14 protein-coding genes are annotated in these 13,622 nt (G+C 36.5%); 7 read left to right on the top strand and 7 right to left on the bottom strand.

Going from position 1 to position 13,622, the window contains the following annotated elements; all coding sequences use genetic code 11:
- Positions 1–357 carry a four helix bundle protein gene (locus ACFO3O_RS01905; RefSeq protein WP_379976840.1) on the bottom strand — a complete coding sequence of 119 codons (357 nt, stop codon included), beginning with the start codon at positions 355–357 and terminating at the stop codon, positions 1–3.
- A gap of 260 nt (positions 358–617) precedes the next feature.
- Here ACFO3O_RS01905 and mtaB point away from each other — a divergent pair, with 260 nt between their 5' ends.
- Positions 618–1,955 carry a tRNA (N(6)-L-threonylcarbamoyladenosine(37)-C(2))-methylthiotransferase MtaB gene (gene mtaB, locus ACFO3O_RS01900; RefSeq protein ID WP_379976839.1) on the top strand — a complete coding sequence of 446 codons (1,338 nt, stop codon included), beginning with the start codon at positions 618–620 and terminating at the stop codon, positions 1,953–1,955.
- Between the two features lie 15 nt (positions 1,956–1,970).
- On the opposite strand, the gene ACFO3O_RS01895 is transcribed toward mtaB, so the two are convergent.
- Both ACFO3O_RS01895 and ACFO3O_RS01890 read right to left on the bottom strand, forming a co-directional pair.
- Complete coding sequence (locus tag ACFO3O_RS01895) at positions 1,971–2,675, bottom strand: hypothetical protein (RefSeq protein ID WP_379976838.1); 705 nt, start codon at positions 2,673–2,675, stop codon at positions 1,971–1,973.
- 258 nt (positions 2,676–2,933) lie between these two features.
- Positions 2,934–3,233, bottom strand: a complete 300-nt coding sequence (locus tag ACFO3O_RS01890) for an N-acetyltransferase (RefSeq protein WP_379976837.1) — start codon at positions 3,231–3,233, stop codon at positions 2,934–2,936.
- 205 nt (positions 3,234–3,438) lie between these two features.
- Here ACFO3O_RS01890 and ACFO3O_RS01885 point away from each other — a divergent pair, with 205 nt between their 5' ends.
- Together ACFO3O_RS01885 and ACFO3O_RS01880 are read left to right on the top strand one after the other, a co-directional pair.
- Complete coding sequence (locus ACFO3O_RS01885; RefSeq protein ID WP_379976836.1) at positions 3,439–4,092, top strand: alpha/beta hydrolase; 654 nt, start codon at positions 3,439–3,441, stop codon at positions 4,090–4,092.
- 22 nt (positions 4,093–4,114) lie between these two features.
- On the top strand, positions 4,115–5,065 hold the full coding sequence (locus tag ACFO3O_RS01880; RefSeq protein WP_379976835.1) for a lytic transglycosylase domain-containing protein: 951 nt from the start codon (positions 4,115–4,117) through the stop codon (positions 5,063–5,065).
- 251 nt (positions 5,066–5,316) lie between these two features.
- Here ACFO3O_RS01880 and ACFO3O_RS01875 read toward each other — a convergent pair whose 3' ends face one another.
- On the bottom strand, positions 5,317–5,895 hold the full coding sequence (locus ACFO3O_RS01875; protein ID WP_379976834.1) for a DUF2892 domain-containing protein: 579 nt from the start codon (positions 5,893–5,895) through the stop codon (positions 5,317–5,319).
- A gap of 1 nt (position 5,896) precedes the next feature.
- A complete protein-coding gene (locus ACFO3O_RS01870) occupies positions 5,897–6,805 on the bottom strand; it encodes a DUF6263 family protein (RefSeq protein WP_379976833.1) in 909 nt (302 codons plus the stop codon).
- Between the two features lie 149 nt (positions 6,806–6,954).
- On the opposite strand from ACFO3O_RS01870, the gene rpmH reads away from it, so the two are divergent.
- The 4 genes from rpmH to ACFO3O_RS01850 all read left to right on the top strand — a co-directional run bounded on the left by rpmH (position 6,955) and on the right by ACFO3O_RS01850 (position 11,560).
- Positions 6,955–7,116 (top strand): 50S ribosomal protein L34, encoded by a 162-nt coding sequence (gene rpmH, locus ACFO3O_RS01865; RefSeq protein ID WP_379976832.1) that lies wholly within the window; start codon positions 6,955–6,957, stop codon positions 7,114–7,116.
- Positions 7,117–7,218: 102 nt separating this feature from the next.
- Entirely contained in the window at positions 7,219–10,071 is a 2,853-nt protein-coding gene (gene carB, locus ACFO3O_RS01860; protein ID WP_379976831.1) for a carbamoyl-phosphate synthase large subunit, read from the top strand.
- Positions 10,072–10,250: 179 nt separating this feature from the next.
- Complete coding sequence (locus tag ACFO3O_RS01855; RefSeq protein ID WP_379976830.1) at positions 10,251–10,793, top strand: ankyrin repeat domain-containing protein; 543 nt, start codon at positions 10,251–10,253, stop codon at positions 10,791–10,793.
- Positions 10,790–11,560, top strand: a complete 771-nt coding sequence (locus ACFO3O_RS01850) for a T9SS type A sorting domain-containing protein (protein ID WP_379976829.1) — start codon at positions 10,790–10,792, stop codon at positions 11,558–11,560. Before ACFO3O_RS01855 ends, ACFO3O_RS01850 begins: the two co-directional genes overlap by 4 nt.
- A gap of 159 nt (positions 11,561–11,719) precedes the next feature.
- On the opposite strand, the gene ACFO3O_RS01845 is transcribed toward ACFO3O_RS01850, so the two are convergent.
- Together ACFO3O_RS01845 and ACFO3O_RS01840 are read right to left on the bottom strand one after the other, a co-directional pair.
- Complete coding sequence (locus ACFO3O_RS01845) at positions 11,720–12,088, bottom strand: 6-phosphogluconate dehydrogenase (RefSeq protein ID WP_379976828.1); 369 nt, start codon at positions 12,086–12,088, stop codon at positions 11,720–11,722.
- A 25-nt stretch (positions 12,089–12,113) separates the two neighbouring features.
- Entirely contained in the window at positions 12,114–13,496 is a 1,383-nt protein-coding gene (locus tag ACFO3O_RS01840) for a DNA recombination protein RmuC (RefSeq protein WP_379976827.1), read from the bottom strand.
- Positions 13,497–13,622 lie beyond the last annotated feature (126 nt).

Here is a 13,622-nt window from a genome sequence, read left to right as displayed (position 1 = left end):
TCAAGAATTAAATTTATTACGATAAGCAATCATCATATTCATTAATTTATAGCAAAAGTCGTATTTCTTTTTGAAAACGTCATCATTAATATACGATCTGTTTTTAGCTTTATATAAACAGGTAACTACTTCGGCTAAAGATCGAATGGAATACCCTAAAAACCGCCTTTGTTCAGGATCAGATTGTAGAATACTTCCTTCAGAAATATTAAGTGCTATGGAGTCCGTAGCTCGTCGAATTTGAGATGATAAATTATAAAGTTCCTTTTTTGGGAACGTATCGGCTAGGGAATTGATATCCTCGCCTAAAGTCATGGCTTCTTTCCAAATATTTAATTTCTCAAACTTAAAACTCATTAGCTTCTATCTTAGTTGGATAAGTTACAATTTTTTAAAATATTACAGCACCCAGCACCCAGCACCCAGCACCCAGCACCCAGCACCCAGCACCCAGCACCCAGCACCCAGCACCCAGCACCCAGCACCCAGCACCCAGCACCCAGCACCCAGCACCCAGCACCCAGCACCCAGCACCTAGCACCCAGCACTCTTCAAACTTACCACTCCTGCCATTTCCAATTAAAAATCGTAATTTTGCCTACTTATTTTTAGTACGCATGGATACACGCAAGAGAGTTGCATTTTATACCTTAGGTTGTAAATTAAATTTTTCAGAAACCTCTACGATTGCTCGTAATTTTACAGACGAGGGGTTTGATCGTGTGGATTTTTCTGAATCCGCAGATATTTATGTGATTAATACGTGTAGTGTGACTGAAAATGCAGATAAGCGTTTTAAAACGATTGTAAAGCAAGCGCAAAAAGCAAACCCCGAGGCGTTTGTAGCTGCCGTAGGGTGTTATGCGCAACTGAAACCAGAAGAGTTGGTGGCAGTAGATGGCGTAGATCTTGTGTTAGGAGCGACCGAAAAGTTTAAGATTACCGATTACATTAACGATTTATCTAAAAATGATCATGGCGAAGTACACTCTTGTGAAATAGAAGAAGCCGATTTTTATGTAGGTTCTTACGCTGTGGGAGATCGTACGCGTGCATTTTTAAAAGTGCAAGATGGTTGCGATTATAAATGCACCTATTGTACGATTCCGTTGGCTAGAGGAATCTCTCGAAGTGATACCCTGACAAATGTGCTTAAAAATGCCTCAGAAATCGCTGCGCAAGATATCAAAGAGATTGTATTAACAGGTGTGAATATTGGAGACTACGGGAAAGGGGAGTTTGGAAATAAAAAACACGAACATACCTTTTTAGAACTAGTAATAGCCCTAGATAAAGTAGATGGGATTGAGCGTTTACGCATCTCTTCTATAGAACCGAATTTATTGAAAAATGAGACCATAGATGTGGTGGCAAATTCACGTGCTTTTGTGCCTCATTTTCATATTCCTTTACAAAGTGGAAGCAATGAAATTTTAGGACTTATGCGCCGTAGATATCGCAAGGAATTGTATGTAGATCGGGTGACAAAAATAAAAGAAGTCATGCCACATGCCTGTATTGGAGTAGATGTGATTGTAGGGTTTCCAGGGGAAACAGACGCTCATTTTTTAGAAACCTATAATTTCTTGAACGAACTGGATATTTCGTACTTACACGTATTTACCTATTCAGAACGAGATAATACCACAGCCGCTACCATGGAAGGGGTAGTACCTAAAAATGTACGTAGTAAACGCAGTAAAATGCTACGTGGACTTTCTGTTAAGAAACGACGCGCGTTTTATGAGTCTCAATTAGGAACCCGACGTACAGTGCTGTTTGAAGGCGAAAATAAGGAAGGGTACATTCATGGATTTACTGAAAACTATGTCAAAGTAAAAGCTCCGTGGAATCCAGAGCTTGTGAATACATTACATCATGTAGATCTTACGAAGATAGATGATGATGGTATGGTGCGTTTTGATTTTGTTTCTACATTCGTGCATCACACCTAATCAATGACTTGCCTGCTATTTGTTGATGGGGCTTACATTATATCCTTTTGTAACAACATCTCCCTCAAAAACATTGACAAAGAAATTTTGAGTCATTCCATTCTTATAGGTGAATTTTCCTAAGTGTGTGTAAAACTTATTAGATTGGTGTTCTCCCTGTCCCACACCGTAAAAATAATAGCTTTCAATTGCTCCAGCTGACACGGTTAATTCCTTAAAATAATTTTGTAGTACAGCTGCAGCTTCTGCAGGTGCTTGGCCCGTATCTAGAATAGACTCCATATTTTTAAAAGAAGCACTAGAAATGGCATCAGCAAATTGATAAGCTACTTTTTTTGTGTTGTTTATTTTTTCTAATGTGTTTGTTTTAAACGAGAAAGGGTTTGCTTCTCCACTCTTTTGAGCAATTTCTAAGCCTATGTAATCATACATGTTTCTTTCTTCTTGTGATAAGTTTTCATAAGCTATAGTAGCAATACTATTTAAAGCAAATGTGCTGCCTAGAGTATCTAAAACAGGGCTTCTTGATACATTTATATTTTTTACATGTAGATTTTCTGTATCACCTAATGTGGCATTTTTAATGTCTTCAAAAGTAGCATCTGCTAGATAAATACTAGAAACTTCATTCTTTATTTTTTCTTCAGAGGGGCTAAGATCAGATCCACATGCACACATACATAAAATGCATATCAAATATATATAGGATGGTTTTTTCATGGGCGTTTTTATTTTTGAGTTAGTGTTACTGTCTACAAGGAGGGTTGTAGACTTTTTAAAAGTAAAAACAAAGTGGAGAGACGCACAATTTCTTTAGTGAAACGAAACTATTTTTTAGTAAGTAACAAATTGTGATGAAGATAAATGCTTGTTATTTTCTTCTAAGACAGAATATTTAACAGATGTTTAGTGATGATATGGCATAAAAAAACCCTGTAAATAAAATGTACAGGGTTTGGCTTTTAATTGTGAGTTGAGTTAGATATTTATCCCAACAGGTAATAATTTTTTGTATTTACGACGATTTGATCTCATAAATTTTGCAATTTCAGGACTCGTAGGGACAAGGCTAATGTTACGCTCTTCTACTTCATTAAACACGGAAACGATAAAATCATTCATATGTGCTTCTGTTCCTTCTGGCATCATAATTTTAGTTAGAAAGATTTTTCTTTCCTGTAACGAGTATTCAATTTTAGCCATTTTCTCATCAAAAGTAGCTTCAAATTGTCTCAGGAACTCATTATCTGTCAATTCAATTACTGTCATTGCTTCCATAAATTTGTGAATATATTAGGGTATTTATAGTATTATTGTGAGTATTTAAGAAATCTCTTTTTAATTTTGTCAAGGAGATTTTAAAACGCTTATGTAACAGTGTTTTTAATAACTTTTAGATTTCTTAATATTAAGTTCTTGCAAAGGTACAAAAAAATACCTACATAGCGTTTTAAATTATGTTAAACCCTTATACTAAAGATAGATGACACATCTCTACTTGATGCCTGGGATGGCGGCAAATCCATCTATTTTTGAGCACATCGCTTTGCCTAAAGATCGGTTTGAAATACACCTTTTGGAATGGCAACTTCCTAAACCTAAAGAAGCTATAGCTGATTATGCAAAACGAATGACTGCTTTTATAACGCATCCCGATAGCGTGTTGCTAGGCGTTAGTTTTGGAGGTTTATTGGTGCAAGAAATGGCAAAACATATACAACTAAAGAAGCTCATTATCGTGAGTAGTGTAAAGTCAAAAATGGAGTTACCCCGACGTATGAAGCTTTCGCGAAAGCTAAAACTGTATGCATTACTCCCTACTCGGCTTATAGAAGATGTAGATACCTTAGCTAAATATGCCTTTGGGGAAACTGTAAAAGAGCGGGTGGCTTTATATCAAAAGTACCTCTCTATGAATGATCGGCACTATATGAGTTGGGCTGTAAAAGAAATGGTATGTTGGGATCAAGAAGTGCCTGACCCAAATATTATCCATATTCATGGAGATGCAGATCGTATTTTTCCTATTAAGTATATCAAAAATTGTATTACTATACCCGGAGGATCGCATATTATGGTGATAACTAAATACAAATGGTTTAATGAAAATCTTCCAAGACTTATTGAAAATGATTAACTTGTCTCTAAATTAATGAATTATGAAAAGAATTGAACGCATATTTGCTGTTATTGGTCTATTGGCGGTTGTCATAGTGACTATAAATGCGATGCAACTTCCCGAAGATGAGGTAAAAGTAGACGCAGAGCAACTAGAGAAAGAAGAGAAATTGGTCAATGATTACAATGTATACGCATTACCAATACCTGAGGGTTTGAACTTTGCTGGAGAAGCGGTTCCTGTTGAAAATCCCGACATTAAAGAACGTATGGATAGAGAATTACTTGTCAATACCTACTGGCAATCTAATTCTTTATTACTTTTTAAGAGGGCCCATAAGTATTTTCCAATTATAGAACCAATCCTTGCTGCTGAAGGAGTTCCTGACGATTTTAAATATTTGGCAGTTATCGAAAGTGGCCTTACGCAGGCGGTCTCTCCAGCCAGAGCTACTGGATTTTGGCAAATTCTTAAAACAACTGGAAAAGAGTATGGATTGGAAGTAAATGATAATGTAGATGAGCGCTATCATATTGAAAAATCTACACGAGTTGCTTGTCAATATCTCAAAAAAGCAAAAGAACGCTTTGGAAGTTGGACAGCTGCAGCCGCAGCTTATAATGCCGGACCTGCGGGAGTTAATAACCGTATGAAAAGCCAAAATGTAGGTACATATTATGACTTATTGCTTGGGGAAGAAACTGGGCGATATGTATTCCGAATTATTGCACTCAAAGAAATCATGAATCATCCCGCCACCTACGGATTCAATTTTAAAAAGCAAGATTTATATGAAAATATTCCTACCTACAAAGTAAAAGTAGATACAGCGGTTACAGATTTTGTGGCTTTCTCAGAGCGCTTTGGAATCAATTATAAGATTTTAAAACTTCATAACCCTTGGTTGAGAGAACCACATCTTAATAACTCGTCTAGAAAAGAATATTTTATCGATATTCCTAAAGAAGGGTATTATTCTTTAGGAAAGTAGTTTTTTCTCATAGATCTATAGTATTATAAAAAAGGGGCATGATTTTTAAAACCATGCCCTTTTTTTTGTAGTCTTTAAAGATAGAGTAGGAGTACAAATAGCTTTAAGTGATCTATTTTTCTTCGGAATAGACGTTTTAAGCTTTAGAATACTTGTGCTTATCGTAACCTAGGAATCTGAGATACGATTTGGAACTATTCTCTTCTCTTCTTGATTATTTCAAATAATACTTTTTGAGGAAGTAGTCTTAATTATCTTCTACCTCCGCGTCCACCACGACCTGCTCTAGCACCAAATTGTTGCTTTGGTTGTTGTCCTGCTCTTTTCATGTTTTGTTCCATGACTTTAATCTGTTCTGCAAGCATATTATGCTTGTCTAGACTTTTGGCTTCCTTGAGAAGTATTTGTGCCTCACGCTTTCGGTTTTTTGTCATGGCAATCCCCGCAAGGTTTAATTTGGCCATCGCCAAATCTGTTTTCATAGACAATCCTAAACCTACTGCTTTTTTAAAGTGTTTTTCAGCCTGTGTCATATCTGTTTGAGAGACCATGAGTCCTTGCAAGTAATAATAATATCCTTGCTGCTTGGTGACAAGGGCTGCTTCTGGATTGCTAATCTTCCCTAACCATTTTTGAGCCCCAGGAAAATCTTGCTTACGGAGTCTTAAAAAAGCAAGAATGATAATTTCATTTTTAAAATATAGTAATACAAAAATACCGGCTAGTAAAATGAACATAATGCCATTTCCTATCTCATTCTCTGTAAATTGCCATACGGCAAGTGCTATTACTGCTACTGCTAATACTAATTTTATATTTTTATTAAACATATTATAATCTTGTGTACGTGGTTGTAGATACTATTTTGGTTGGTATTTTGTAATCTGGCATTGATGGAGGATAGGCATCTCCTTCTACAGTAGAAATCACTGTTATTTTTATTGGAAACTTATGTTTAGAATCGGCAACAAGATCTGTTTGCTGTGTTCCAGAAAGATTCATAGTAATTTGCGCATTGGTTGTTTTCATAAACACATCGGCTGTTCCAGAAATTTTATAAGAATCATTTTCAATAGCATCAAGTGTCCAAGTATTGGTTGCATTTAATCCTGTTTCAGATACAAATTCATTCTTCCAAGAATCCCCTTGCTTGACCTTTGTATTAGGGTAGTTAAATAATACCTGTTCAAAACTTCTTCCTAAAGCCTCACCACTCCAGTCTTTTTCTAATTGCTTTTTAGTTTGTTCTAGTATGGCAGGATCAGTGATTCCCATCCCATTTAACATATTATTGATGAAAGTATCACCATTTTGCACCTCCATAATTTTTCCTGAGTAATCAATAATAATTCCGATAGAGGAGTCTATAAGGCCCATAAACATTTTACTTTCTGGGGTTTGCTCTTCTGCTTCTGTGTCTATTTCTACTAAAACACCTCCTAATTGTTCAGAAGAAGTTTTCATGTAAAAAGATTTAAAACCAACGTCGAGTGTAATGTTTTCTTCTGTTTTTTCTTTCACTATAAAATACATAGTGCCTTGAAGATTATTCTTTATTTCTTGGGTTGTGCCTTGTAAATCTTGTGTAATTATTTGTATGACATCCTGATGTAGTGTAAAACTATCATCAATGTCAAGGGTGTATCCTAGATGAACTTGTCCTGTAGATATATAGGAAACAACAAGGAATAAAAGGCTGAAAAAGCTATTTTTGGTTATCACAATAGGTTCATTTTGCATGAGTCACAAAGGTACTAAAAACAACTATAAAAAAATTGAAATTAAGACTTGGAGAAGTAAAAACTTATTGTATATTTGCCCCCAGCTTTGAAAGCGGTATTCTAGAATTAAAAATTCAGACTTAAAAGAAGTCCAAAAGAAGATATAAAATGAGTAAAAGAACGTTTCAACCGTCCAAAAGAAAAAGAAGAAACAAACATGGTTTCAGAGAGCGTATGGCTTCTGCAAATGGTCGTAAAGTACTAGCAAGACGTCGCGCAAAAGGAAGAAAGAAAATCAGTGTATCTTCTGAAATCCGTCACAAAAAATAATGATATTTTAATATCAAAATAAAGGTGTTGCTTTTTTTAAGCAACACCTTTTTTTATACCCTGTTAGTTCCTATTTTTATAGCCTAGAAATCCTTCCTTAATATGCCAAAAAATAAAAATTTAAAATCCATTCTTCTTATAGGCTCTGGACCTATTATCATAGGTCAAGCCTGTGAATTTGATTATGCAGGATCACAAGCACTTCGTTCCCTGAGAGAAGATGGTATCGAGACCATTCTAATAAATTCAAATCCAGCAACAATTATGACTGACCCGTCTATGGCGGATCACGTGTATTTATTACCACTTAACACCAAGTCTATTGTTCAAATATTGAAAAAGCATCCCCATATCGATGCGGTACTTCCTACTATGGGAGGGCAGACGGCTCTTAATCTCTGTATTGAGGCAGATGAAAAAGGAATCTGGAAGGATTTTGATGTAGAGCTTATTGGGGTTGATATTGATGCTATAAATATTACAGAAGATAGAGACCAATTTAAAAACTTGATGCGTGACATTGGTATACCCATGGCACCACAATCTAGCGCAAATTCTTTCTTAAAAGGGAAGGAGATTGCCCAAGAGTTTGGCTTTCCCCTAGTGATACGTTCTTCATTTACACTAGGAGGTGCAGGTGCCTCTTTTGTATTTGAAGAAAAAGACTTTGATAAACTTTTATCTCATGGTCTCGAAGTGTCACCCGTTCATGAAGTGATGATAGACAAAGCTTTGCTTGGTTGGAAAGAATATGAACTTGAGCTATTAAGGGATGCAAATGATAATGTAGTGATTATCTGTGCGATTGAAAATATGGACCCTATGGGAATCCACACAGGAGACTCTATCACTGTAGCTCCAGCTATGACATTATCTGATGTTACCTATCAGAAAATGCGTGATATGGCCATCCATATGATGCGTAGTATCGGTGATTTTGCAGGAGGATGTAACGTTCAGTTTGCTGTAAATCCAGATAATGAAGAAGAAATTATTGCCATAGAAATTAATCCAAGGGTGTCTAGATCATCCGCACTAGCTTCAAAGGCAACAGGATATCCAATCGCAAAAATTGCAGCTAAGTTAGCTATAGGATACAATCTTGACGAACTTCAAAATCAAATCACAAAATCTACATCGGCACTTTTTGAGCCTACGTTAGATTATGTGATTGTAAAAATACCACGTTGGAACTTTGATAAATTTGAAGGAAGTGACCGCACACTAGGATTACAGATGAAATCCGTAGGAGAAGTAATGGGAATTGGACGTTCTTTCCAAGAAGCACTTCATAAAGCAACGCAATCTCTGGAGATCAAACGTAACGGACTCGGAGCTGACGGCAAAGGATACAAAAACTATGAGCAAATCATAGAAAAGCTAACTTATGCAAGTTGGGACCGTGTATTTGTGATTTATGATGCGATCCAAATGGGAATCCCTCTAAGTCGTATCCATGAGATCACAAAAATTGACATGTGGTTCCTAAAACAATATGAAGAATTGTATATGATGGAGAAAGAAATCTCTAAATATACAGTTGATACGCTTCCGCGAAATCTAATGCTGGAGGCAAAGCAACGTGGTTTTGCAGATCGACAAATCGCTCACATGCTTGAATGCTTAGAAAGCCAAGTATACAACAAAAGAGATGAGCTAAATATCAAGAGAGTTTATAAACTCGTTGATACCTGTGCTGCCGAGTTTGTCGCACAAACTCCCTATTTCTACTCTACCTTTGAAAGTGAAATGGAAACCGCCGATGGAAACAGATTTTCAGCTAATGAAAGTATTGTTACCGATAAGAAAAAAGTAATTGTATTAGGGTCTGGACCTAACCGTATCGGTCAAGGAATCGAGTTTGATTACTGTTGTGTTCATGGGGTATTAGCCGCTGCTGAATGTGGCTATGAGACCATCATGATTAACTGTAATCCAGAAACCGTTTCTACCGATTTTGATACAGCAGATAAACTGTACTTTGAGCCCGTATTCTGGGAACATATTTATGATATTATACGCCATGAAAAACCAGAAGGCGTGATCGTACAATTAGGGGGACAAACTGCTTTAAAACTCGCAGAAAAATTAGATCGCTATGGAATTAAAATTCTAGGAACAAGTTACCAAGCGCTAGATCTTGCAGAAGATAGAGGGAGTTTTTCTAGATTATTGAAAGATCTTAATATTCCATATCCAGAATTTGATGTTGCCGAAACAGCAGATGAAGCGCTTGCAGTAGCAGATCGATTAAGTTTTCCTTTATTAGTGCGTCCATCCTACGTATTAGGAGGGCAAGGAATGAAAATTGTGATCAATAAAGACGAACTTGAAGAGCACGTTGTAGACTTGCTTCGTAAGATTCCAAATAACAAATTACTCCTAGATCATTACCTAGATGGAGCTATAGAAGCAGAAGCAGATGCGATTTGTGATGGCGAAGATGTGTACATTATAGGAATCATGGAGCATATCGAACCTTGTGGTATTCACTCAGGTGATTCTAATGCAACATTACCTCCTTTTAACCTTGGAGACCTTGTATTGGAGCAAATTAAAGACCATACGCGTAAAATAGCATTAGCACTAGAAACCGTAGGTCTTATTAATATACAGTTTGCGATTAAGGATGATAAAGTATACATCATTGAAGCAAATCCAAGAGCCTCACGTACCGTTCCTTTTATAGCAAAAGCATACAAAGAACCGTATGTGAATTACGCCACAAAAGTAATGCTAGGTGAGAAGAAAGTAAAAGACTTTAACTTCAATCCTCAGCTAGAAGGATATGCTATAAAACAACCCGTATTTTCTTTTAATAAATTCCCTAACGTAGATAAGAAGTTAGGACCAGAAATGAAAAGTACAGGGGAGAGTATCCTATTTATAGATAGCTTACGAGATGACGAATTTTACGATCTCTATGCAAGACGTAAAATGTATTTAAGCAAATAAGCGTATAAATTATTACAAGATATTGTAGGAATAAAAGCCTTTAAATTGTTATAATTTAAAGGCTTTATTTTTTAAGAGTGTACACATGTAAAAGAGTAAAGAAAGTACCACTGATGTAAAAAGATATAGTCAGTGCTATTTTGGTGACGATTAGATATTTTAGAATTCAATACAAACGCATGCAAGAAAAATACTTTAGGAGAAGTGTATGGATACACCTTTGTTTTTTAGGATTTTTTTCCTTCAGTGCTATAGCGCAAGATATTTTTGACATTGCTCGCAAAGGGACGGCTTCCCAGGTAGAAACAGTATATGAAAATACGCCAGATCAAATCGATGCCACCAATGATGAAAGCTATACACCACTTATATTAGCTACGTATCATGGAAATTATAAAGTAGTGGAAGCGCTCCTTAAATACACCAAATCTGTCAATGCAAATAGTAGTTCAGGCACAGCACTTATGGCAGCTACGGTAAAAGGAAGCCCTCGATTGGTCTCTTTGTTATTAGACCACCATGCAGACCCTAATATCCCCGATGGTAATGGAAGTACCGCATTAATATATGCCGTTTTCTTTAAAAATAACGATATTGTAGCGTTGTTACTAGCGCATGATGCAGATATAGCGTATAAAGATAATAGAGGCTACACCGCATTGGACTACGCAACACTGACTAAAAATGAATCACTTATCAACCTTATAAAAAACTACCAATGAAAAAAATTACTTTACTAGTTGCTATTTTTGCCATGTGTACCATGAGTGCACAGATATCTACCGGTATTATTGAATTCTCAACAACAAACGGAGGGTATACAGGGCAAATAGACGTTGACGATGCAGGGGTTACTGTTACCTTAATTGGCCCTGATACAAGATGGTTAGGAATAGGCTTTGATTCTCAAAACATGGCATCTGGAGATGATATTATATCTTTTGATAGTACAGGGTTAAATGACCGTCAGTTTTTGGGAATTGCAGTAGAACCTTCTGTTGATCCTGGTCAGGATTGGACGTTAGTGACCAATGATGTGAGTGGAGGAACCCGTACGATTGTTGCCACAAGAGGTCTTGCCGGAACTGATGCTAATGATTTTACATTTGATCCTATGGCGACGTCTATCCTTATAGCTTGGGCACGCGGAGATAATACCTTAGATTTTAGTTACCATGGCGGTGCCAACAGAGATGATGGTGACGGAGTGCCTATCGGATTTACCTTGGGGATTTTTGATCAAGAACTTGCGCAAAAAGTACGTATGTATCCAAATCCCTCAGTTTCTGAGACCACTATTGATTTTGGAGATTTTAATTTTCAAGATAGTAATGCAAAAATATATTCTGTACTGGGACAATTAGTCACAGAAGTTCCTTTAAACCAAAAATCATCAACCATAGATACCTCTTCTTTACCTTCTGGAATCTATCTTGTGACGATTACAGCGGGAGATTCTTCAGTCACAAAACGTTTGATGAAGCAATAATAATCAGCGTCAATATATACTAAAAAAGCCTTTTTATTCTCAAATAAGAGGCTTTTCTGGTTGTATATGGATTCCTTTTGTGGGGTGTAGGAAAACTGAATAGTTGTTTAAATATCCATTATATGCTTTCGCGAAAGCATATTTATCCATTATAGAATTTTAATTCCTATTAAAGTGTGGCGATTTTTCTAGCGTAATGTCGGTGATGAAATACTTAGTATCTCCCCAGAAAAAGAAAGAACCAAAACGCTCTACATAGGTCACTTTTACATATTTTCCTTGATAGTCTTGTAGTTTCTGGATCACCTCTTTCTCACCATCCATCACTGAAAAGGTAAAGATCTGCGCTCCACTAATTCCTTGGCTTATCTCGCCCTCCCATGTTTTTACAATGGCTCCTTTGTGACTAAATTTAATGAGTTCGCCAGCGCGGGTTCCTTCGCTGTAGGGCACAAAATATAAGAAACTATAATACGCTACTGCGAGTACTGTAATGGCAAGTAAAAAGAGTATCAATATTTTTTTCATAATAGGCTATTTTAATAAGCAATCTTTAATCTTCAGAGGCACGTTCTATCAGCTTGTCGTTGAGATGCTTTTTTTGTTTGATTCCTAATTTTTTGAGATTCTCTACTTTTTTAATCAAATTCCCTTGCCCTGTCAGCTTTTTCATGGTGCTGTCATAAGTTCCTTGTACCGTACGCAATTGGTTTCCTACTTTGATAAGATCTTCTGTAAGCAGGACAAACTGGTCATAGAGACGTCCTGCTTGCATCGCAATCTCAAGCGCATTTTGCTGTTGCTTTTCATTATTCCACATGCTGTCTATGGTGCGCAAGGTAGCGAGAAGGGTAGAAGGAGTGACAATCACAATATTTTTCTCAAATGCTTGGTTGTATAATTGATTATCAAAATTGATAGCAATCGCAAATGCGGGTTCTATTGGAATGAAGAGTAATACAAAATCTGGGCTCTCCACTTGATAAAGGTCTTGATAGTTTTTATCACTAAGTTGTATAACATGGCGTCTTAAAGAAGCAATGTGTTCTTTCAGAGATTGATCTTTTAGGAGGTCATCATCTTCATTGACATACCTTTCATAAGCACTCAGGGATACCTTACTGTCAATAATCATGCGTTTATTACCGGGTAAGTGTATCACAATATCGGGCAATACGCGATTTCCTTCTGCTGTGGTAAAACTTTGCTGTACAAAATACTCTCTGTCTTTTTCTAAACCTGACTTTTCTAGCACACGTTCTAGCACCAATTCGCCCCAATTTCCTTGCGTTTTACTATCGCCTTTTAAGGCTTTGGTAAGATTATTGGCCTCTTTAGACATTTGCTCATTGAGTGCCGTTAGGTTTTTGATTTGCTCACGTAGTGCAGAGTTACGCTCTATGGTGTCTTTTTGGGTCGCTTCTACTTTCCTTTCAAAATTTTGAATTTTTTCTTGAAAAGGTTTCAAGATTTTATCAAGGTTCTCTTGATTCTGTAAGGTAAACTTACTTGATTTTTCTTCTAATATTTTATTGGCCACCAGTTCAAAGTCTTTGGTAAACTTTGTTTGTAATTGTTCTAGTTCTTCTGTTTTTTCTTCAATGCGTTTTTCTAGATTTTGAAACTCCACATTGCGCGCGGTCAATTCATTTTGAAAAAAATCTTTTTCTTTTCGCAACACATTGGTGTCTTCTTGCGCTTGTTGTCGGACGGCTTCTAACTGATCTGCGGCTTCTTTTCTAAGGGTGAGTATGGTGGTTTCCGCTTTCGCGAAAGCGTCCTTAGACTCCCTCAATTGCGTGGTTTCAAACTTTAAACGTTCCTGTATACCACTCAACTCTCCTTTCTTTTTAAGATTGGAAATAAACATACCGAGCACCACCCCAATGATGATGCAAATAACGGCGATTAGAAAATAAATAAGCGTTGGATTCATAGCGTAAAGATAAAAAATACAAACGCATTTATAGTTGGTTAGTGTCATAATTAGAAGATAGAATATAACGGCTTAACAATCTTTATTTTACCTGTAATGTATTGATAGGTGAATTCCTGTTTTTTT

The organism is Dokdonia ponticola, assembly GCF_042653865.1.
Classification (GTDB): domain Bacteria; phylum Bacteroidota; class Bacteroidia; order Flavobacteriales; family Flavobacteriaceae; genus Dokdonia; species Dokdonia ponticola.
Note: the sequence above shows the minus strand (reverse complement) of the source record. Positions and strands in the feature narration are given on the sequence as shown.

Excerpts from the sequence above, each read along its gene's own strand:
- ACFO3O_RS01855 (WP_379976830.1), top strand. The coding sequence starts at position 10,251 with ATGCAAGAAAAATACTTTAGGAGAAGTGTATGGATACACCTTTGTTTT.
- ACFO3O_RS01840 (WP_379976827.1), bottom strand. The coding sequence starts at position 13,496 with ATGAATCCAACGCTTATTTATTTTCTAATCGCCGTTATTTGCATCATC.
- ACFO3O_RS01905 (WP_379976840.1), bottom strand. The coding sequence starts at position 357 with ATGAGTTTTAAGTTTGAGAAATTAAATATTTGGAAAGAAGCCATGACT.
- carB (WP_379976831.1), top strand. The coding sequence starts at position 7,219 with ATGCCAAAAAATAAAAATTTAAAATCCATTCTTCTTATAGGCTCTGGA.
- ACFO3O_RS01845 (WP_379976828.1), bottom strand. The coding sequence starts at position 12,088 with ATGAAAAAAATATTGATACTCTTTTTACTTGCCATTACAGTACTCGCA.
- ACFO3O_RS01895 (WP_379976838.1), bottom strand. The coding sequence starts at position 2,675 with ATGAAAAAACCATCCTATATATATTTGATATGCATTTTATGTATGTGT.
- rpmH (WP_379976832.1), top strand. The coding sequence starts at position 6,955 with ATGAGTAAAAGAACGTTTCAACCGTCCAAAAGAAAAAGAAGAAACAAA.
- ACFO3O_RS01880 (WP_379976835.1), top strand. The coding sequence starts at position 4,115 with ATGAAAAGAATTGAACGCATATTTGCTGTTATTGGTCTATTGGCGGTT.
- ACFO3O_RS01850 (WP_379976829.1), top strand. The coding sequence starts at position 10,790 with ATGAAAAAAATTACTTTACTAGTTGCTATTTTTGCCATGTGTACCATG.
- ACFO3O_RS01885 (WP_379976836.1), top strand. The coding sequence starts at position 3,439 with ATGACACATCTCTACTTGATGCCTGGGATGGCGGCAAATCCATCTATT.
- ACFO3O_RS01890 (WP_379976837.1), bottom strand. The coding sequence starts at position 3,233 with ATGGAAGCAATGACAGTAATTGAATTGACAGATAATGAGTTCCTGAGA.
- ACFO3O_RS01870 (WP_379976833.1), bottom strand. The coding sequence starts at position 6,805 with ATGCAAAATGAACCTATTGTGATAACCAAAAATAGCTTTTTCAGCCTT.
- mtaB (WP_379976839.1), top strand. The coding sequence starts at position 618 with ATGGATACACGCAAGAGAGTTGCATTTTATACCTTAGGTTGTAAATTA.
- ACFO3O_RS01875 (WP_379976834.1), bottom strand. The coding sequence starts at position 5,895 with ATGTTTAATAAAAATATAAAATTAGTATTAGCAGTAGCAGTAATAGCA.